The sequence below is a fragment of the Streptomyces sp. NPDC053076 genome, assembly GCF_044546845.1.
Classification (GTDB): Bacteria; Actinomycetota; Actinomycetes; order Streptomycetales; family Streptomycetaceae; genus Streptomyces.
The window spans coordinates 335,325-355,189 of record NZ_JBITZL010000001.1 but is presented as its reverse complement, the minus strand read 5'-3'; the positions used below and the strand labels follow the sequence as shown (position 1 = coordinate 355,189).

The 19,865-nt window shown below is 70.5% G+C and carries 17 protein-coding genes and 4 pseudogenes; 10 read left to right on the top strand and 11 right to left on the bottom strand.

Annotation, left to right across the window (positions count from 1 at the left end):
• Position 1: 1 nt before the first annotated feature.
• The 6 genes and pseudogenes from ACIGYR_RS01500 to ACIGYR_RS01475 form a co-directional block, all read right to left on the bottom strand.
• Complete coding sequence (locus ACIGYR_RS01500; RefSeq protein ID WP_399604572.1) at positions 2-670, bottom strand: response regulator; 669 nt, start codon at positions 668-670, stop codon at positions 2-4.
• Positions 667-1,924 (bottom strand): annotated as a pseudogene (locus ACIGYR_RS01495) (sensor histidine kinase). The gene ACIGYR_RS01500 and the pseudogene ACIGYR_RS01495 overlap by 4 nt, the downstream one beginning before the upstream one ends.
• Before the next feature lie 51 nt (positions 1,925-1,975).
• Positions 1,976-2,815: an ABC transporter permease gene (locus ACIGYR_RS01490; RefSeq protein WP_399604574.1), complete on the bottom strand. Its 840-nt coding sequence runs from the start codon at positions 2,813-2,815 to the stop codon at positions 1,976-1,978.
• The gene (locus tag ACIGYR_RS01485) at positions 2,812-3,750 is read right to left on the bottom strand and encodes an ABC transporter ATP-binding protein (protein ID WP_399604576.1); all 939 of its coding nucleotides are present in this window, start codon (positions 3,748-3,750) and stop codon (positions 2,812-2,814) included. Before ACIGYR_RS01485 ends, ACIGYR_RS01490 begins: the two co-directional genes overlap by 4 nt.
• A gap of 599 nt (positions 3,751-4,349) precedes the next feature.
• Positions 4,350-5,285: a M48 family metalloprotease gene (locus ACIGYR_RS01480; RefSeq protein WP_399604578.1), complete on the bottom strand. Its 936-nt coding sequence runs from the start codon at positions 5,283-5,285 to the stop codon at positions 4,350-4,352.
• On the bottom strand, positions 5,282-5,653 hold the full coding sequence (locus tag ACIGYR_RS01475) for a BlaI/MecI/CopY family transcriptional regulator (protein ID WP_399604579.1): 372 nt from the start codon (positions 5,651-5,653) through the stop codon (positions 5,282-5,284). Before ACIGYR_RS01475 ends, ACIGYR_RS01480 begins: the two co-directional genes overlap by 4 nt.
• Positions 5,654-5,789: 136 nt before the next feature.
• On the opposite strand from ACIGYR_RS01475, the gene ACIGYR_RS01470 reads away from it, so the two are divergent.
• From ACIGYR_RS01470 to ACIGYR_RS01450, 5 genes and pseudogenes are all read left to right on the top strand, one after another.
• Positions 5,790-6,458, top strand: a complete 669-nt coding sequence (locus ACIGYR_RS01470) for a DedA family protein (protein WP_399604581.1) — start codon at positions 5,790-5,792, stop codon at positions 6,456-6,458.
• Positions 6,455-7,060 (top strand): phosphatase PAP2 family protein, encoded by a 606-nt coding sequence (locus ACIGYR_RS01465; RefSeq protein ID WP_399604583.1) that lies wholly within the window; start codon positions 6,455-6,457, stop codon positions 7,058-7,060. Before ACIGYR_RS01470 ends, ACIGYR_RS01465 begins: the two co-directional genes overlap by 4 nt.
• A pseudogene (locus tag ACIGYR_RS01460) lies at positions 7,057-7,876 on the top strand (phosphatase PAP2 family protein). The gene ACIGYR_RS01465 and the pseudogene ACIGYR_RS01460 overlap by 4 nt, the downstream one beginning before the upstream one ends.
• Complete coding sequence (locus ACIGYR_RS01455; RefSeq protein ID WP_399604585.1) at positions 7,830-8,492, top strand: response regulator transcription factor; 663 nt, start codon at positions 7,830-7,832, stop codon at positions 8,490-8,492. Before ACIGYR_RS01460 ends, ACIGYR_RS01455 begins: the two are co-directional and overlap by 47 nt.
• Positions 8,489-9,871 (top strand): annotated as a pseudogene (locus ACIGYR_RS01450) (sensor histidine kinase). Before ACIGYR_RS01455 ends, ACIGYR_RS01450 begins: the two are co-directional and overlap by 4 nt.
• Before the next feature lie 28 nt (positions 9,872-9,899).
• Here ACIGYR_RS01450 and ACIGYR_RS01445 read toward each other — a convergent pair.
• Entirely contained in the window at positions 9,900-10,691 is a 792-nt protein-coding gene (locus tag ACIGYR_RS01445; protein WP_399604587.1) for a hypothetical protein, read from the bottom strand.
• A gap of 536 nt (positions 10,692-11,227) precedes the next feature.
• On the opposite strand from ACIGYR_RS01445, the gene ACIGYR_RS01440 reads away from it, so the two are divergent.
• Entirely contained in the window at positions 11,228-11,455 is a 228-nt protein-coding gene (locus ACIGYR_RS01440) for a hypothetical protein (protein WP_399604589.1), read from the top strand.
• A gap of 39 nt (positions 11,456-11,494) precedes the next feature.
• Here the strand turns inward: ACIGYR_RS01440 and ACIGYR_RS01435 are convergent.
• A pseudogene (locus tag ACIGYR_RS01435) lies at positions 11,495-11,815 on the bottom strand (transposase); the annotation flags it as partial.
• Between ACIGYR_RS01435 and ACIGYR_RS01430 the strand changes: the two are divergent.
• Complete coding sequence (locus ACIGYR_RS01430) at positions 11,772-12,236, top strand: helix-turn-helix domain-containing protein (protein ID WP_399604591.1); 465 nt, start codon at positions 11,772-11,774, stop codon at positions 12,234-12,236. The pseudogene ACIGYR_RS01435 and the gene ACIGYR_RS01430 overlap by 44 nt on opposite strands.
• A gap of 34 nt (positions 12,237-12,270) precedes the next feature.
• Positions 12,271-12,588: a hypothetical protein gene (locus ACIGYR_RS01425; protein ID WP_399604593.1), complete on the top strand. Its 318-nt coding sequence runs from the start codon at positions 12,271-12,273 to the stop codon at positions 12,586-12,588.
• A gap of 635 nt (positions 12,589-13,223) precedes the next feature.
• On the opposite strand, the gene ACIGYR_RS01420 is transcribed toward ACIGYR_RS01425, so the two are convergent.
• From ACIGYR_RS01420 to ACIGYR_RS01410, 3 genes are all read right to left on the bottom strand, one after another.
• Positions 13,224-14,261 (bottom strand): IS110 family transposase, encoded by a 1,038-nt coding sequence (locus tag ACIGYR_RS01420; protein WP_399604595.1) that lies wholly within the window; start codon positions 14,259-14,261, stop codon positions 13,224-13,226.
• Between the two features lie 355 nt (positions 14,262-14,616).
• Complete coding sequence (locus ACIGYR_RS01415; RefSeq protein ID WP_399604597.1) at positions 14,617-15,618, bottom strand: L-tyrosine/L-tryptophan isonitrile synthase family protein; 1,002 nt, start codon at positions 15,616-15,618, stop codon at positions 14,617-14,619.
• A 596-nt stretch (positions 15,619-16,214) separates the two neighbouring features.
• Positions 16,215-17,354 carry a PucR family transcriptional regulator gene (locus ACIGYR_RS01410; protein WP_399604599.1) on the bottom strand — a complete coding sequence of 380 codons (1,140 nt, stop codon included), beginning with the start codon at positions 17,352-17,354 and terminating at the stop codon, positions 16,215-16,217.
• Between the two features lie 87 nt (positions 17,355-17,441).
• Here ACIGYR_RS01410 and ACIGYR_RS01405 point away from each other — a divergent pair, with 87 nt between their 5' ends.
• Complete coding sequence (locus tag ACIGYR_RS01405; protein ID WP_399604601.1) at positions 17,442-18,497, top strand: ferredoxin reductase; 1,056 nt, start codon at positions 17,442-17,444, stop codon at positions 18,495-18,497.
• A 7-nt stretch (positions 18,498-18,504) separates the two neighbouring features.
• The gene (locus tag ACIGYR_RS01400; RefSeq protein ID WP_399604603.1) at positions 18,505-19,623 is read left to right on the top strand and encodes a fatty acid desaturase family protein; all 1,119 of its coding nucleotides are present in this window, start codon (positions 18,505-18,507) and stop codon (positions 19,621-19,623) included.
• The last annotated feature ends 242 nt before the right edge of the window (positions 19,624-19,865 follow it).

Here is a 19,865-nt window from a genome sequence, read left to right as displayed (position 1 = left end):
TTCAGTCCGCGTTGGGCCGGGCGAGGCCGTGGTCGTAGGCGAAGATCACGGCCTGGATCCGGTCGCGGGCTCCGATCTTCGCCAGGACGCGGCCGACATGGGTCTTGACGGTCGACTCGGAGAGCACGAACCGGGCGGCGATCTCGCCATTGGTCCAGCCCTTGCCGACGGCGACAAGGATCTCCCGCTCGCGGTCGGTGAGGGAGCCGAGCCTCGGGTCCTCGGCGGCGTCACCCCGGTGGGCGGGGACGTACTGAGCGAACTCGTCCAGGAGGCGGCGAGCGAGGGCGGGGGCGATCACGGCGTCGCCGGAGGCGACGGCGCGGATCCCCGCGAGGAGCTCCTCGGGGCGCGCGTCCTTGAGGAGGAAACCGCTGGCCCCGACCCGGATCGCGGCGTGAACGTACTCGTCGAGATCGAACGTCGTGAGCACGAGCACGCGGGAGCGGCCGCCGGCCGCGACGATGCGGCGGGTGGCCTCGATGCCGTCCATGCCGGGCATCCGGACATCCATCAGGACGACGTCCGGGCGCAGGTCGGCGGCCCTGCGGACGGCCTCCGCGCCGTGGGCGGCCTCCCCGACGACGTCGGCCTCGGGGACCGAGTCCAGGAGCAGGTGGAAGCCGTAGCGTTGCAGCGGCTGGTCGTCCACGATGAGGACGGTGGTCACCGGTCACCGTCCCGGGGCGTGAGGTCGAGGACGGCTTCGACGCTCCATCCTCCGCCGCCCGTCGGCCCCGCGCTGACGGTGCCTCCGTACAGAGCGGCTCTTTCTCGCATGCCCACCAGGCCGTGCCCTTCCTCGTTCGGCGGTCCCGGCTGTGCGGCCGGGCCGGTGTCCTGGACCCGGATGCTCAGCCGGGTGTCCGTCACGGCGACCGCCAGGTGCACCCGGGCGTCGTCGGCGGCGTGCTTCATGGTGTCGGTGAGGGCTTCCTGGACGATGCGGTACACCGTCAGCTGTACCCCGCCGTCCAGGGCCTCGACGTCGCCGGAGGTCCGGTAGACGACCTCCAGTCCGGCGGCGCGCACCGTGGCGCACAGCGCGCCGATGTCCGCGATGCCGGGCTGCGGGCTGAGCTCGGGCCCGCCGACCGGGCCGTCCCCGGCCTCGCGCAGTACGCCGAGCACGCGCCGCAGCTCGCCGAGGGCCTGCCGGCCGGTGTCGCCGATGAGCTGCAGGGCCTCCTTGCCCCGTTCGGGGGCGACGTCCGTGGCGTAGGCACCGGCATCGGCGAGCGTGATGATGACGGACAGGTTGTGGCCGACGATGTCGTGCATCTCGCGGGCGACCCGGGTGCTTTCAGTGGCGGCCGCGAGTCTGCTGCGCTGGTCGCGCTCGATCTCCAGCCGGGCCGCCCGCTCCCGCAGTCCGGCCAGCTGGGCTCGGCGGATGCGCACCACAAGGCCGAGTGCGAGCGCTGCGGTCGCCGTGCTCAGCAGGAAGAACAGGGCGTCCCAGACGGAGACGGCCGAGGATGCGCGGACCGCGACCAGCAGCATGGCTCCCGCCATGACCGCACCGGCCCACGGCAGCTGCCGCAGCCGACCGTGCAGGGCCAGGCTGTACAGGGCGACGAAGAGCGCGACGTCCGCGCGCAGCGCCGCGCCCAGGGACCATTGGAGGACGAACACCGCGGCGATGACTCCGAAAGCCACCATGGGCTTGCGCCGCCGCCACAGCAGGGGCAGTACGAGTCCTGCCTGCAGTGCCAGCATTCCCGCGCGAGGCAGCTCGGTGAAGGCGAGCCGGAAGCGGCGCGGGCCGTCGCCGTCGTTCACACCGTCGCGCAGCAGGTCGGGCAGGCAGAACATCAGGAGGACCAGAGCCACGACCACGGTGTCCACCACCCAGGGATGTGTCCGGGGCGGCCTGCCGCAACCGCTGGCCGCCCCGGGACAGCCGGGCGACCAGCGGTCCCATTCCGCTGATGTCATCGGTGGTCACGGACGTCACCTGTCCATGGTGCGGGCGTCAGACGTCGGTGCGCGCGAGCCGGTACGCCGCGCCGCCCAGCGCAAGCGCCGTCCAGCACAGGAAGACCAGCAGTCCGGCGCCCGGCGACAGGGACGTCGAGTCGTGGGTCAGCGCGAACAGCGACTCCCCCGCGTTGGACGGCAGGTAGGGGCTGATGTCGTCCCGCCAGGAACTCGGCAGCAGGGAGATCAGCCCCGGGATCAGCATCAAAGCGGCCACCAGCACCGAGATGCCCCCGGCCACGGACCGCAGCAGCGCGCCCAGGGCGGCGCCGATCACCCCGACCAGGCCGAGGTAGAGCCCGGCGCCCAGCAGACTCCGCAGTACACCAGCGTGCGAGAGGCTCATCGCCGCGGGCGTGCCCGAGACGATTCCACTGCCGAACAGGAAGGCGACGAACCCACCCACCGTCCCCACGACCAGTGCGACCAGCCCGAACACGGCCGCCTTGGACCACAGCACGGGCAGCCGGCGGGGCACCGCCGCGAGCGTGGAACGGATCATGCCGGTCGAGTACTCTCCCGCCGTGACCAGCACGCCGAGCACGCCCAGGGCGAGCTGGGCGAAGTTCGTACCGAAGAGGGACAGGCTGACGGCCGTCGAGTCGGCGAAGTCCCAATCCATGTGGCCGGAGTCGATCCCCGACTTGTAGCGGCTCGCGGAGATCAGGCCGAAGGCCACCAGGAACAGCAGGCCGAGGCCCAGGGTGATCCAGGTCGAGCGCAGGGACCACAGCTTGGCCCACTCGGAGGAGAGCACGCGCCTTCCTGTCACCCGGTAGGCGGGGCGGGCGGGAGTGGTCCTGGGTTCCTCCGCGGTTGCGGTGAGGGTGCTCATGCGGGCCTCCCGAGGGTGTCGATGCCGGTCGTGGTGCCGTGGTACTCCACGGCATCCCTGGTCAGGTCCATGAACGCCTCCTCCAGCGACACGCTTCGCGCGCTCAGCTCGAACAGCGCAATGCCGTGTTCGGCGGCCCTCAGCCCGATCTCGCGGGCGGTCAGCCCGGTCACCTGCAGCTCCTCGGAACCGATCCGGCCGGTGACATCGACGTCCGGCCCGGCGAGTACGTCCCGCAGCCGTGCCGGATCCTGGGTGACGACCTTCACCGTGTCCCCGCCGGCCTCACGGATCAGGTCGGCCACGGTCGTGTCGGCCAGCAGCCGCCCGCGTCCCACGATGATCAGGTGGTCCGCGACCAGGGCCATCTCGCTCATGAGGTGGGAGGACACGAACACCGTCCGGCCCTCGTCGGCGAGCCCTTTCAGGAGGTTGCGGATCCAGAGCACTCCTTCCGGGTCCAGCCCGTTGACCGGCTCATCGAGCATCACCGTCTGCGGATCGCCCAGCAGCGCCGCCGCGATGCCCAGCCGCTGGCCCATCCCGAGGGAGAAGGCGCCGGCCCGCTTCTTCGCCACGCTGTCGAGTCCGGCAAGGCCGATGACCTTGTCGACCCGGCTGCCGGGAATGCCGTGGGTGAGCGCGAGTGCCTTGAGGTGGTTGTACGCCGAGCGGCCCGGGTGGATCGACTTGGCCTCCAGGAGGGCGCCGACCTCCTGCAGCGGCGCCTGGTGGCGGGCGTAGTGGTGGCCGTTCACGGTCACGGAGCCGCTGGTCGGGGCGTCGAGGCCGACGATCATGCGCATGGTCGTGGACTTGCCCGCGCCGTTGGGCCCCAGGAAGCCGGTCACCGTGCCGGGCTTCACCACGAAGTCCAGCCCATCGACGGCCGTCTTCTCGCCGTACCTCTTGGTCAACCGCCGTGCGTCGATCATTCGCGTTCTCTCTGTCGGGCTCCGGCGTCCGTCGCTTCGGACGCCTCACCGGCAACGCTAGGTGCCGAATCACCCGGATCCCGTGGTACCGGGAGGCTGTACCGCGGCGGGCGCGTAGTACCGCGGTACTACGTGGCCACGCGGCGTTTTCCGTGTTCGTCGGGTCCGCCGCGGCGGCAGCAGGCGTCCGGCCTCTGCGGAGGGCCCCGCATCCACCGCGCACTGTCCAGCGAGCCCAGTCCGCCCGGGGTGCAGCAGTACGGGCGCCGGCAAGGAGGTACGCCAGGCGGCCGCGGCGGTCGGGGACCGCGCGTCCACCGCCCTCGCCCTCGCTCGGGCAGCGCTTGCGGCCGCCGCCGGAAGCCGCCGCAAGGACTCGACTTCACCGACCGCGTGGTCTCCCGCCGTATCGCCGCCCTCCAGGCCGCCGCGCCCGGTGGCCGCTGGCGGTGACCGCTCTGGCGCTCGGCGCCCTCACCGCGCTGGGCGCCGCCGACGCAACCGGCGACCTGCTCCGGCTGCTGGAGCCGGTCCTCGCCTGAGGATCACGCGGCGGGCCGTGTTGCGCATCCGGCGGTGGGCCGCCGGGGCCGAACCGGTCAGGGAGCCTTCTCCCCCTGGGCGACCTCGACCTCGTGGTGGAAGTCGACGACGCCTGCCGCTCCGGCGGTGACGGACAGGACCGTGCAGGCCACAAGGAGGAACGCGGTACAGCGGGTGGCCCGCGGGCGCGTCCGGGCGGGTGCGAGAAGCGCCGCGACGCGTTGCGGCACCGGTCCGGTCGTCGCCGCGGGTGCGAAGTCCGGTCGGGTGGAAGGGGAGGCGTTTGCGGCGAGGGCGGCGCGGGCGATGGCCGTGGCGATCAGGCGCCGGTCTCCGGTGACCTTGGCGGCGGCCTCGTCGGCAGCCCGCTCGGCGGCGAACCGGATGGTGGCGCGGGTGGCGCGCAGGGCCGGATGGCAGTGGGCGGCGAGTTCGGCGGCGGCCAGGAAGTAGTGGTGCCCGGCCCGGTTGTGGGCGCGCTCATGGGCGAAGAGGGCCTCACGCTCGGCAGGTCCCAGACTGCGCAGCATGGCGGTGGTGACGACGATGCGGTGGGGCCGGCCGGGCAGAGCGTACGCGTCCGGATCGGGCGATTCGATCACGCACAGGTCACCTGCGGCGGGGCGGCGGTCGGCCTGCGTACGGGCGGTCCGGAAGGCGCGGGTCTGCCGGAAGGCCGAGCGTGCGAGAGTCCAGACGCTGAGGGTGAGCACCCCGGTGGCCGCCATGGCGGCGGGGAGGACAACGTAGTCCGAGGGGGTCCGCAGGGGGTGGACGAGTTCGCCGAGGCCGGCGAAGGCGGGGAGTTTGAGCAGTCCGGTCAGAACGAGGGCGCCGAGAGCGGCGATGCAGGCTCCCGCCAGCGCCAGCGCCAGGGCCGAGGCGGTGAGGACCCACAGCGCGGTGGCGGGGGCCAGTCGGTCGAGGGTTCGGCGGGCCAGCTTCGGCGCGAGGAAGGGCAGGATCAGCGGGAGGAGCAGCAGAGCGGTCATCGCTCGTCACCCTCCAGGAGCCGGCGCAGATGCTGCTCGTCGCCGGGACTGAGCTGGGCCACGAAGCGGGCCAGGACCGTCTCCCGGTCGGCATCCCGGTCGAGTTCGGTGTGCATGCGCCGGGCGGTCAGGCCGGGCGCGTCCTGGACAGGGAAGTAGGTGTAGCCGCGGCCCTGCCGCTCCCGGTCGACGACGCCCTTCTCGTACAGGCGGGTCAGTATCGTCGCCACCGTCGTCCGGGCCAGGCCGAAGCCGAGCTCGGTCTGCACCCGCCCTGGCGTGAGCGGGGCCCCGGCGGCCCACAGCGCGGCCATGACGGCGGCCTCGAGCACGCCTGCCGGCCGCCGCTCGTCCCTCGCGTCGGTCATGGAAACGTTCCTCGCTCCGCCATCGTCTACAGTTCAATAGACCGTCTACAGGATTGTAGTCAGTCGCCGGATGCCGCCGCGCCACCGTTCCGCCGCATCCGACAGTCCGGAAGAACGACGAAGGGGCTTCCAGCCGATGACCACAGCCATGCATCTATCGTCGCAGCTCGCCGTCAATGTGCTGGACGCGCGGTCGCTGCTGTCCGCGTTCGGCGTGTTGGGCGTGGGTGTGGTGCTGTTCGCCGAGACCGGGCTGCTGATCGGCTTCTTCCTCCCGGGCGATTCCCTGCTGTTCACGGCTGGTCTGCTGTGCACGGGCACTGCTGGGAGCGGCCTGAAGCTGTCACTCGCCCCGCTCCTGGTCGCCGCGGCGGTGGGGGCGCTGGCCGGCTCACAGTGCGGATACCTCCTGGGCCGTCGAGCGGGCAGCGCCCTGCTCGCCCGAAGCCGCTCGGCCCGCCTGCACGAGGGGGCGAGACGCGCGGAGGAGCTGCTGGAGCGCTACGGGTACGCGAAGGCGATCGTCCTGGCCCGCTTCGTTCCGGTGGTGCGCACGGTTTTGAACCCGATGGCGGGCGCCCTGCGGGTGCCGGTGCGCACGTTCACCGTCTGGCAGGTGACCGGCGGGCTGGTGTGGAGCCTGGGGCTCACCCTGGCGGGCTACGCGCTGGGCTCCTCCGTGCCGAATGTGGACCGCTATCTGCTGCCGATGGTCGCGGTGATCGTGGGCCTGTCGCTGATTCCGGTCGCCTCCGAGGTGTACCGCTCGCGCCGGGACGCGAAGGCGAAGGAGGCACGGGGATGATCATCGCCCTTGACGGCTCGTCGGTCGACGGCTCGGCCTACACCGCTGTGGTGAACCTCGCCCGGCGCTCCCCCCTCTGGCTGGACGACACGGTGTCGGCCTGGTCGACGTACGGGCTCGCCCTGTTCGCGGTGCTCATGGCCGTCGGCTGGTGGCATGCCCGGCGGGTGGGCGCCACCGCGTCCGTGACGGCACTCGCCGTGCCGTTCGTCGTGGTCGTTGCCTTCGGTGTGGACGCGGTGCTGAAGCTGCTGGTGCGCGAGGACCGGCCCTGCCAGAGCCTGCGGGTGACCACGCTGGAGGCGTGTCCGGCACCTGGCGACTGGTCCTTCCCCAGCAACCACGCGGCCATCGCCGCCGCGGCGGCCGTCGCCCTGCTGTTCGTCTCCCGCCGGCTCGGCGCGGTCGCCGTGGTGGCCGCCTGCGCGATGGCCGTCTCGCGTGTCTGGGTGGGCGCGCACTACCCCCACGACGTGCTGGCCGGGGTCGTGGTGGGCGCCGTGGCCGCCCTGCTCCTCATGTCGGCACTGCGCGGGCGTGCGGAGGCCGCAGCCCTGCGGCTCGCAGCTACCCGTCTGCGTCCGCTGCTGGTGGTGTCGTGAAGCGCGGCGAGGTCGCCGACCTGGCCGGCAGCTGCGGCCTCGGAGCGTGTACGGCGTTCGGCGTGCTGACCATGGTCGTGGTGGGCGTACGACGGCATACCGCTGTTCGCGGACGCCGACTTCCTCTCGTGGTCCGTCGGCCACCGGCCCGACGTGGCGGCGGCCCTCGCCCGCGGGCTGACCGACACCGGGACCGGTGTCATCCCGTACGCACTGGCGGTGCTGGCCGCGCTCATCGCGGGGCGCACCCCACGGCAGCGCGCGCTCGCCGTGACGCTCTGTCTGGGCTGCCTCGGGGCGGGCCAGGCGCTGCGGTACGCGGTGATGGCACTCGTCACCCGGCCGCGACCACCCCTGACGGACTGGGTGACGCATGCCTCGGGATGGTCGTTCCCGTCCGGTCACACCACCACGGCGGCCCTCACCGCGGGACTGCTGATCATCGCCGTCCGCGTGCGCGGCCCGCGCGGTACGACCCCGCTCACCCTGGTCATCGCCGCCTGGGGCGCGTCGGTCGGCCTGACCCGCGTTTACCTCGGAGTGCACTGGTTCACCGATGTCGTCGGCGGCTGGCTGTTCGCCCTCGGCTGGCTGGGCCTGTGCCTGAGCGCCGTGGCCCACTGGCTCCCCGAGCGATGGACCCCCGGCACGACGGACATGGGCACGGACCCGGCGCGCCGGACGGCAGAACCGACGGGCAGCGCGGCTGTGGGCCGAACGGACACGGCACCGGAACAGACGGACGCGGCACGAGAGCCGAGGGAGGACCATGCGCCAGACGATCCTGGTCGTCGAGGACGATCACGCCCTGCGTGACGTGCTGATGCGCGGACTGCGCGACGAGGACTTCGATCCCGTGCCCGCACCGGACGGCGCCACCGCCCTGCGGCTGGCCACCGCCGACATCTCCGCCGCCGTGCTCGACATCGGGCTGCCCGACGCCGACGGACGGGACGTGTGCCAGGCGATGCGCGCGAACGGATTCCTCTCCCCCGTCATCTTCCTGACCGCCCACCACCGGCTGAGCGACCGGCTGTCCGGGTTCTCCGCCGGAGGCGACGACTACCTGCCCAAGCCCTTCCACCTCGCCGAACTCGCGGCCCGCCTGCGCGCAGCCCTCAAACGGGCCGCACCGCCGCCCGCTGCCGCAGCGGGAGATCTGGCACTGGACGCCATCCGGCACACGGTCAGCGTCCGAGGTACCCGAGTCGACCTGACACCGACCGAGTTCCGCCTCCTGGCGGCGCTCATGGCTGCCTCCGGCGGCCTCGTGCGCCGCCGCGAGCTGGTCCGGGCGGCCTGGCCGGAGGGTGCCCACGTGCACGACAACACCCTCGACCAGTATCTGACCCGCCTGCGACGCAAGCTGCGCGAGGCGGGCAGCGACCGGACGATCGGCACGGCCCGCGGGATCGGCCACCGGCTGTCATGAGCGGCACCCGCCACCGGCTACGGCCCGCCATGACTGCCCTCCTGCACCGTCTGCCGCCCCACACGCTTCGCGGCCGGCTCTCCCTCGTGGCCCTCACCACGGCCGCGCTGCTGATGCTGGTCCTCACCGTCGCCTTCAACGTGGTCGCACAGCACCGCCTCCAGCACCAGGCGGACGACGAACTGCGCACCCGCGCCGCCGCCGTCGCGACAACCATCGATACCACTGGCAGGACCGTACGTGTCCTGGAGACGTCCAACGACGCCCTCCTCGACACGAACGTGTGGATCTACGCCGGCGGACGCCTGCTGGAAGAGCCCCCGAACGCCGGCCGCCTCACCCGCGTCGCCGACGCCCTCGCCGGGCGCGGTGGGCGGCGGTGCGTCACCGCCGATGTGGACGGCCCTCTCCGGCTGTGCTCGCAGCCGGTGTCCACGGTCAAGAGCGGGGCCCTGGTGGTCACCGCGCTCGACCTCTCCCCCTACCGGAGTTCGGCCGACACCCTGCTCCTGGGATCGCTCGCGCTGGGGGTCATGATGCTCGCCTGGACCTACGCCCTGACCCGGCTGGCGGTAGGCCGCGCGCTGCGCCCGGTCCGCACGATGACCGACCAGGCCACCCAGTGGAGTGCCGTCGCCTCCGAAGAACGCTTCGGCCATACGCGGCACCCGGCCGAACTCGCGCGCCTCGGCACCTCGCTGGACGCGCTGCTCGACCGCATCCGCACGCTGCTGCGCCACGAGCGGCAGCTCGCCGGGAACTCTCGCACGAGCTGCGCCTACCCATGAGCCCGATCATCGCTCGCCGAACTCGACTGGTGGCAGACCCGCCCCCGCACCGCCGGCCAGACCCACGCCACCCACCAGGTCATCGCGGAAGCCGCCCAGACCATGCGCACGATCTGCGACACCCTCCTCGACGACGCCCGCGGTGGCACACTCACCGCTCCCGGCACCGCCGAGGTCCTCCCCGCGCTGCGACGCCTCACCGAAGTCCTCGACGCGTCGCAGCACTTGACGGTCGCCGTTGACGGCCCGCTTCTGGAGGCTGGAGTCCCACCCACCCTCCTGGAACGCATCGTCAGCCCGCTCCTGACCAATGCCTGCCGCTACGCCCGCTCTAACATCGCCGTCCGTGCCTGTCGCGCACCCGACGGCGTACGCGTCGAAGTCATCGACGACGGGCCCGGCGTACCGCCCCCGTTCGCCGGGCAGCTCTTCGAGCCCGGTCGGCGCGCGGATCTTGGCGACGGACACAGCGGAGCGGGCCTGGGACTGCCGCTGGCGCGACGCCTGGCCCGCTCCGCCGGCGGCGAGGTGACCTACGACCCCGGGCACACGCCCGGGGCACGGTTCGTGGTCAGCCTGCCTGCCGGGTGACCGCGCCGCAGTCGACGTCACCGGCGTGTCATGGCGTGATGTCGCGCTGGACGTCCTTGCGGGAGACGGCCAGGTAGCCGACGAAGCCGAGGATGGCCACCGTCCAGGACAGCGTGACCGGCCCCAAGCCCAGGTCGAGTCCGCCCCGACTGTGGCCGACGGCCATCCAGTCGGCGACAGAGGCGCCGAGCGGGCGGGTGATGACGTACGCGGCCCAGAACGCGGCGACCGCGTTCAGGCTCCCCCACCGATGAGCGACGGCCGGAACGGCGATCGCAGCTGCGTACAGGACGGCGGAGCCCAGGTAGCCGAGGCCGATCGTGGCGGTGAGGTCGCCGGCGGCGGTTCCGAGAGCGAACGTGGCCAGCACGGCGGCCCAGTAGAAGGTCTCGCGGCGCCGGGTGTGGATGCTGTGGATGGACAGGGTGCGCTCGCTGCGGTGCCAGAGGGCGAAGACGGCGGCCAGCGCGGCCATGAAGAACGGGGTCGACAGCATGTACGGCACGCCGAGGCCGACGTGCAGGACGTCGGCGGCCATCGTGCCGAACACGCTGACCATGCCGATCGCCGTCCAGTAGACCCAGGCCACGTACCGACGGACGGCGAACTGCACCGCCAGAGCGGCCACCAGGGCGATGCCGCCGAGGCCGACAGCGGGGATCGGGCCGACCAGGTGGGCCAGGAAGTCGGACGCCGTCTCGCCCATCCCGGTGGTCAGCACCTTGATGATCCAGAAGTAGACAGTCACCTCCGGCACCTTGCTCGCCGCGTGACGGATGTGGCCCACGGGCCGGTTGTGAGTGAGGTGATCAGTCGACATGGCAGGCACCATGACACGGTGCCCAGCGCTCGCCCCAGACCCCTTTGCCAGGGTTTTGGCGCTTCCAGTACGGGAGTTGCCCGAGGCAGGACCGAACCTGAACGCGACCTGAACACAGAAGCAGATGCACTGGTCAGCAGCGTGCGGCCAGTGATATCGGCTACCTCCCGGCACCGGTCCGGCCATTGAGAAGCAGGACGCGACAGTTGGCTCGCCCAACGGCCGGACATCGATCCCGTGATCGGTTCGAATCCGGCCAGGTGCGTCTGAACGCCGCTGGGCGAGGACGATCAGACGGTCATCGACGACGAGGGCGAGCACGGTGTCGTCGGCATTCTCCAGCGTCGCCTCCCGCAGACGGACGCAGTCGCCGCGGTTGGCCGCCGGCGAGATCACAGGCCGCCCGCCCCGACCGGTTCCACGTCCTGGCGCTGGCTGCACAGGCAAGACCGACGTGCACGGCAAGCCGAGCAGTGATGATTCCTGGCCTGTGCGGGAGTCTGTCTTTCGACAGCAAGCTTCTGGAAGGCGGCCTCATGACGACCCTGCACGACTTGCTCGAAGCCCACGTTGGTGCCGGTACGCTCCCGGGAGCCGTTGGCCTCGTGGCCCGGGGTGACCAGGTCGAGGTGGCGGCCGTCGGCGCGCACGAAGCCGGTGGCGGCGCCCCGATGGCGAGGGACTCCATCTTCCGGGTCGCCTCGATGGGTCCCGTGCCGGCACCGGTGATCAGGGAGTTCTGGCGGTACGCGGCGGACGCCTGACACAACTGCCCCTGCAACGGGGACGCTGGGTACCGTCCTGACCAGGTGGAAGACCTCGCGGGCCGCATAGCACTTGAGGCTTCGGACTATCTCGCGCCGGGTCTTGCCCTCCTTGCTGCGACGTTCGCAGTAGGTGCGCGGGTCGACGCGCAGGCGAGTCTGCACAATCCGGTGCAGAGCCGCATTCGCTTGCCGGTCGCCGCCCCGGTTGAGGCGACGGCACTGCCGACTGCCCGAGGAACGCTCGACCGGGCTGACCCCGCACAGCGCCGCGAACGACGCCTCACTACCCAGGCGTTCCGGGATGTCCCCCACCGTGATCAGCAAAGTGACGGCCGTGTCCGGACCAATGCCTGGTCTGCGGCGCGAGGAGGTGGCCTTGCTCGCAGGGGTGAGCGTCGACTATTCCGTCCGCCTGGAGCGCGGCAACCTCAAGGGCGTCTCCGATACAGTCCTCGACTCACTCGCTCAAGCCCTGCAGCTCGATGCGGCAGAGCGCGCGCATCTGCGCGACCTGGCGCTCGCCTCGAACTCTGGCCCGCGACGCCGTCGGCCCTCCGACCGACAGCAGATCACAGCGAACGTGCAGCGGGCCCTGGCCGCGATGACGGACGTGCCCGCCATCGTCCGCCTCGACATCGTCGCCGCCAATCCGCTCGGCTTCGCCCTGTACGCACCCATGTTCTCCGGCGGGAAAAGACGCCCGCGAACATCGCCCGGTTCAGGTTCCTCGACCCCAGGGGGCGCGAGTTCTTCGGCTGCAATTGGGACGAGTCCATGAACAACACAGTCGCCCTGCGCGTACCGAGGCCGGAATGGCTCCGCACGACAAGGGGCTGACCGACCTCATCGGCGAACTGGTGACGCGCAGCGAAGAGTTCCGTACCACCTGGGCAAAGCACAACGTGCGCCTGCACCATACGGGCAGTAAACAGTTCCACCACCCGGCCGTCGGGGATCTCACACTCGACTTCGACGCCATGCAGTTCCCCGCCAGACCCGGCCTCACGCTCGGCGTCATGAGCGCGCCACCCGGCTCCGTCAGCGAAGACGCTCTCAAACTCCTCGCCACATGGGCCGCCACCCCTGAAGAGGCGGGGCTGGCACACCTTCTGGTCACGCCCGAGGCATGAAGCAAGACCACGCCCCGACCGTCCCAGGTGGTGACCGCCCGCTGGGTCGATGAGCAGGAACGGCCTTACGGCAGGTCGGCTGAGGTGTGGGGGTAGGGACTCAGACCCAGGTGGCTTGTGTAGGCAGTGCGCGGACCAAGGTCGGGCATCGGCGGCCCGCAGTTCCTTCAGCTTCCGGACCTGCTGGGCGAGTGCGATCGCAAAGCAGCTGCAAGCCGGACGCGCCAAAGGAGCCCGGAACGCATAAGGTGCCGACCTCATCGTGCGCGGCAGCGCAGCCGATCTCACGGCGAAGCGGCAGTAGAACGCTCCGCTGCCGCTTCGCCGTCTCACGGCTCCGCGCAGAGTCCCCTCAGCGGTCCCCGGCGGGGCTGCGCCGTATCACTCGCGTATCACAAAGGGATCACCAACTGGGTGGCCCCTCACGGACCAGGAACCCCTGACCTGCTATTTCATGCCCACGCTGGACTGACGTGGACGCCCTTGGACGGTTCCTACAACCTGTGCCAGGTGGTGCCCAGTGAGGGACCCAGGATCAGGACCGGAGCGTCTTCTGGCCCGTCAAAGCGGTATTGCAGGGTGTTCGGTGGTGTCTCACTCACGCCCCCAGACCCTCTCACGTCTCACGGACGCCCCTATAACGGGGGGACGCCAGGTACCGGCTTGACCAGGCTGAAGACCTTTCGGGCGGCATTTCGCTCGAGGCATCGGATCTTCTCGCGTCGGGTCTTGCCCTCCTGGGTGCGGCGTTCGTAGTACGCCCGGGTGCGCGGGTCGTGGCGCAGGCGGGTGAAGACGATGCGGTGCAGGGCCGCGTTCGCCTGGCGGTCGCCGCCAAAGTTGAGCCGGCGCGTGCTCCGCCGACCCGAGGAATACTCGACGGGGCTGACCCCGCAAAGGGCAGCAAAGGATGCCTCGGTGTTCAGCCGCTCGGGGTTGTCTCCCATGGTGATCAGGAGCGTGACGGCACTGTCCGGGCCGATGCCCACCGGTACGAGCAGTTGCGGGGCATGGCGTTCGACGAGTCGGGTCAGGCGTTGGTTCAGCTCGTCGATCTGCCTGGTGAGCTGCTCGATGCGCTCAGCGAGCATGCGCAACGTCATGCGGGTGGCCTGGGCCACCGCGTCCTCGTCTCCCCCACCATCGGGCGGGCTGAGGGTCGCGCAGGTGCGGAACAGCTCGGCATTGCCCAAGCTCGACAACCGTTCCCGCAGGGCGGGGTCGGCGATGACCAGGACGGCCTTGAGCTGGTTGATCGCCTGGGTACGGGCCTTGACCGCGGAGTCCTTGGCGAGCTTGAAGATCCGGGCGCTGTGCACCGGTCCATCGCCGGACTTTGCGCGGGCCCGGGCGGGACCGCTGAGCACGGCTCGCGCGGCGGCCTGTGCGTCGAGCGGGTCCGACTTCCCCAGCAGACGGCGGGCCGAGCGGTCGGGACGGTTCACTTCGAAGACCTGAATCTGCTGGGCCAGCAGGTAACGGGACAGGCCCGCGCCGAAGGTGCCGGTACCCTCCACACCGGCCCGGCGCACCGTGCCCCGCTTGCGAGCCCAGACAAGAAGCTGCCGATAGCCGACTGTCGTTGCCGGAAAGGACTCGGTTCCCAAGATCTTCCCGAGCGGGGAGATCACGGCGGCGACATGCACCTCACCGTGCGTGTCCACGCCCAGCACGACTTCTCTCCGCACGAGAGGATCCGTACTGGAGGAGGTGCTGCGCTGTCTGGTCGTCATGGTGGTTCGCCTCCGGCGTGGTGACATGCTGAGTGGACGGCACCGGCCCGCTCGGGCGGTCTGAACCGTGATGGCGCCTGGAACTCGGCAAGGCCCCTATTGGGACACGCCCTGTGGCTCGGTACCAGCAGGCGCCCTCCCGCAACGACAGTCGACAAGCCAGTGACTGGACACTCCGGTCATAGATCTCATGAGTCAGACCCCCCGCCCGGGACGGCACTGCGCAACCGTCCCATCTATCCCGGCACGTCGGCATGACCCGACCACACCCGGATGGCATCGTCCGAACCGGCGCTCAATCTGGCCTGGACGGGCTGACACTGCGTTGACTCTTCGTCCGATCGCGAGCGGCATTGACGGCCAGCTTTGTGGTCAGGCTCACCGGCAGTTCTTCATCGACCACGGTACGAACGGCCTCGGACGCGGCTGGGCCACGCTTTTTGCGAGTCGCGTCGGTGCACCGTCTCTGCGCCCCAGGAAGGCAAGCCACCGGACTCTGGTCGAAGTGACCGTCTCTGCCGCCTTGCTGCACTAGTCGACGCAGCCGGGCGGCTTCGGCTCTGGGCATGAGAGTCCAGCTACCGTCGCTGCGACGCAGGGCGGCGGAGTGCCAGGGCGTGGTCCACGCGTCGGGGGCGTCGAGGAGGCGGATGCCGAATTTCGGGGCGCCTATGGGCCGGGGATGGATGGAGAGGCGTACGGCGCGGGGGTGGTGTTCGGCGATCAGGGTGCCCCAGGTGCGACTGCGTTGGATGACGCCGTAAGCCCTTTGCCGACATGCGCGTTGGATCGCGGAGCGGGTGCCGGTCCAGTCGGCGGTGTCCTCGACGAGGAAGCGCGTGATGCCCCGGTAGAGGGCCAGGGCCTGGTCGTCGGCGCGGGTCTCGGCGCGCAGAGTCTCCAGGGCGGGGGCGTAGCGCTCGTGGAGGTGGGTGCGTTTCGTGTCGTGCGGAATGTCGCCGAGGACGTCGCGGAGGTCGAAGACGGACAGTCTGTGCAGGCCCATCTGGCCTATCTGTATACGTAGGTCGTTGGCGTAGGTGTCGATGTGGTCGTCGGGGACGCCGATGAGGTCGCCGAAGATGTGGCCGTCGGAGCAGATGATCACGCGGGCGCCGGGCGGGTAGATCCGCTCGATCTCGGTGCACAGGGTGTTCAGGAAGGTCAGCGAGAGGCGTTCCCCCTGGTCGGGCAGGTGGCCGAGGACCTTGGCCGGATTGGGCGACTTGCAGGGGAAGCCGGGCAAGGTGAAGACGACAGGGGCGCCGTCGCGAACGAAGTCGATGATGCGGCTCAATTGGTGGGGGAACGCCCGCGCAGGGGCGGGGGTTCGGTCTGTCGTGCGGTGATACGGCAGCAGTACGTCCAGGATCGCGGCGCTGATGCTCGTGGGGGCGCGTATCCGGCTCGGTCGTCAGCGGCATGGCATGTCTCCAAGAAGCATGAGGGCATGGCGCCGTGGCGGGCAGCCAGGCGCCGTTGAGTGAGTGAGGTTGGTCAGCCGCTGGGGCCGGGGCGGGCGGTGCGCCCGAACCCGGTCAGCCGCAGTCCGGTGTCAGAGGCGTCGGTCGTAGCCGACCGGCAGGTGATTGGTGCCGCGGCCGAGGACGGCCGGGATCCACCCGATGTCCCCGGTCGGTCCAGCCTTCGCCAACACCCTGCTCGTCGCGACCGGCGTCCTCCTCGGCCAACTCCCGCTCAGTCGCGACCGGGTGTGGCTGGTCGTGCCAGACGCGGGCCTGACGGATCGGCAGGTGGGCGACTCGTGGTGGAACGCTCTCTGTCAGCCGACCTGCTGCACCTTGATCGCGTCGTTCACCCGAACCGTCCCGGCTGGGACACCGAGCAGGATGCCGGGATCCGCCGGGCGTTCGTGGACGGTCGAAGTACGCGTCAACTGGACCGAAGACCGACCGCCAGCGTCAGTTCAAGGACCCGGTGTGGCGATGCGAGATCCGGAAACAGTTCCCGCAGCTGCGACATCCGGTACCGGACTGTCTGGGGATGGACGAACAACGCCGCCGCCACCTCGTCCCGCCTGCCCTGGTGCAGCAGCCACGCCCGCAACGTCTCCTCCAGCCGCCGTGCGGTCGCGACAGGCAAGGTGCGCAACGGTGCGAGGGCTCGGGCACGCAGGTCTGCGAACGCGTCCACGTCGGCGCTCAGTACCAGTTCGGGCAGGTGGTCCTCGGTGTCGCGAATATCGGAGGAGAGGGAGCGCGCGCGTACGGCTCGTGCGTAGGAGGCGGACGCACGAGTCCATGGCCGGGCCGGGCCGACCACGGCGGTGCGGTCGGTCAGCTGCCGCAAGAGATGTGATCGGTCGGAATCGGGGACGAGCAGCACACCGGTGGCGTCCGGCAGATCGTCGAGGACGAGGGTGCTCGGGTCGAGCGCGCGGTAGGCAGGCCGGGCCTGGGCGGCGGGCAGCAGGACCGCCGTCAGCGTAACCGGAGGCTGCCATCCGGCCCGTTGAGCGGAGGCCAGCAGCACGTCCGGGCTCGCGCCGGCGAGGAGGTCGCGGGCCAGGTGTTCCAGGTGGCGCTCGTGGGCCCTGCCCCGGGCGGCCAGTTCGTCGGCGTGGCCCGCGGCGCTCGCGGCGGAGAGCTCGTCGATGTAGGCGAAGGTCAGCTCGGCGAACTTGGCGACCTCGGCGGCGGGCAGACCTGCGGACACGGCGCCCGCTGCCAGGCATCGCCAGGCCACGCGGGCGCCGACGCGGTAGGCGCTGAGCAGGGCGTCCATCGAACGTCCGTCGCGCACCTCGCCGCGGCCCAGCTCGTAGGCCGCGTCACCGCCGTCGCCGCCCGTGGCGTTCCCGCTCGCGAGGTCCAGGTAGTGCCCGAGGGCGGTGCGAACGGCTCGGCGGATGGTGCCGCCCATGCTGCCCGAAAGGGCATTGGCGTAGGGAGGGACCTCGTCGATGATCGCCTGGACGACCTCGTCGGCGGTGGTCTTCAGCGCGGCCCGAAGTGCGGTGACCGTCGTCTCATCCAGGGCCAGTTCGCTGGCCCTCTGGGTTACACGACTCACGTTTTTATTCCCTGCGAACAATTCCACCCACCAGATTCACGTCCTACGGTCAGGACTTTACGCCCTGAGACGCAGCAAGCTGGAGTCATGACAAGTGCAGCCCTCCGCAGCGGGGCGTGGAAACTGCTGGAGATGGTCACGACGCCGCTGCTGCCATCGGACTACCTCGACCTGGTCAGCCCACTGCGTGCGGGCGCTGACCTGCGGGGGCGCATCGAGGCCGTGCACCCTGAGACGGATGACGCCGCGACCATCGTGATCAGGCCGGGACGGGGCTGGCGCGGCCACACGGCCGGTCAGTACGTGCGGATCGGGGTCGACGTCGACGGGGTGCGCCTGTGGCGTGCCTACTCCATCACCTCGCCGACGAACCGTCAGGACGGCCGCGTCACGATCACTGTGAAGGCGATCCCGGACGGCAAGGTCAGCAACCACCTGGTCCGCAGGGCGAAACCGGGCACGCTGATCCAGCTCGACCACGCGACCGGTGACTTCGTGCTGCCGCAGGCCAAGCCCGCCAAGGTGCTCTACCTGACGGCCGGCAGCGGCATCACGCCCGTGATGGGCATGCTGCGCGACACCGAGTTCGACGACGTCGTCATGGTCCACTGCGCGCCACGGCCGCAGGACGTGATCTTCCGCAGCGAACTGCACGATCTGGTCGCGGACAAGAAGCTGCGGCTCATCGAGGTGCACACCGCCACAGACGGCATGCTCGACATCGCCCGTCTCGACGAACTGGTGCCCGACTGGGCCGAGCGCGAGACCTGGGCTTGCGGGCCCGCGGGCCTGCTCGACTCCGCCGAAGAGCACTGGAGCGAGCACGGCGTACCGGAGCGCCTGCACACCGAACGCTTCCGCCCCGGCATCGTCGTCGCCGGCGACGGCGGCGAGGTCACGTTCAGCGCCACCGGCAAGACCGTCGACGCGGACGGCGCTACGGCGTTGCTGGACGTCGGCGAGGAGGCCGGCGTGCTCATGCCGTCCGGGTGCCGCATGGGCATCTGCTTCGGCTGCGTCACGCCGCTCAAGGCGGGCGCCGTCCGCGACCTGCGCACCGGCGAGATCACCGAGGCCGAGCCGGGCGTCCTCATCCAGACCTGTGTGTCCGCCGCGGCGGGCCCCTGCGACATCGACCGGTAGGAGCACCTTGACCGCCATCGACCCCACCGCCCACCTGACGGCGGACCAGATCGAGGAGCTCGGCCGCGAGCTGGACGCGATCCGCGACGAGGTGATCGCCGGCCGCGGCGAGAGAGACGCCGCCTACATCCGTAGGGTCATCTCGGCGCAGCGCAAGCTCGAGCTGGTCAGCAGGGGCGTGCTGCTGTTCTCGATCTTCCCGCCGGCGTGGCTGATCGGCACCGCCGGGCTGTCCGTGGCGAAGATCATGGACAACATGGAGATCGGCCACAACGTCCTGCACGGCCAGTGGGACTGGATGCGGGACCCGAAAATCCACTCCACCACCTGGGAGTGGGACCACGTCTCGCCGGCCGACCAGTGGAAGCACTCGCACAACGAACTGCACCACACGTACACCAACGTGATCGGCAAGGACAACGACCTCGGCTACGGCATCATGCGCGTCGACGAGGACCAGGAATGGCACCCGTTCCACCTCGGCCAGCCGCTGTGGAACTTCATCAACGCCTGCTTCTTCGAGTACGGCATCGCGGCGTACGACCTGGAGCTCGGCAAGAACCTGCACAAGCGCCGCCGCAAGAACCCGGAGTTCCGCGCGCGGGCCAAGGCCGTGGGCCGCAAGATCCGCAAGCAGGTGCTCAAGGACTACGTGATCCACCCGCTGCTGTCGGGCCCGTCGTTCCTCCCCACGCTCGCCGCCACGTTCACCGCGAACCTGGTCCGCAACATCTGGTCCCACTCCGTGATCATGTGCGGGCACTTCCCCGAGGGCGTACAGGTCTTCGAGCGCCGGTCGATCAAGGGAGAGACGCGCGGCCAGTGGTACCTGCGCCAGATGATGGGCTCGGCGAACATCAGCGGCAGCAGGGCCATGCACTTCATGACCGGCAACCTGTCGCACCAGATCGAGCACCACCTGTTCCCGGACCTGCCGAGCAACCGGTACGCCGAGGTCGCGGTGAAGGTGCGCGCGCTGTTCGAGAAGTACGAGCTGGAGTACGTCACCGGACCGCTGCCCAAACAGGTGTTCTCCGCGTGGCGCAAGGTCTTCCGACTCTCGCTGCCGAACAAGAAGCCCGAGGTCAAGACGCCGGACCGTGAGCAGGAGCTCGTCGCCGCCTGATTGTTACAAGCGCCTGGCTCACGAACCCGAGGTCAGGCCCCCTGTCCGCAGGCTCCAGAATCGCCACGCACTCCACGTGGTGCGTCATAGGAAACATGTCGGCCTGCGCCCGCCACGAGAAAGGGTGCGGGTCAGACGTGGTTTTGCGACTCGCCGCGCGGTGGGCGGGCATCCGGAGCGTCAAACGAGCGTCACGGCCGACAGCCCTTTCCTCATACGGGGGGCTGAACCATCTACACCGA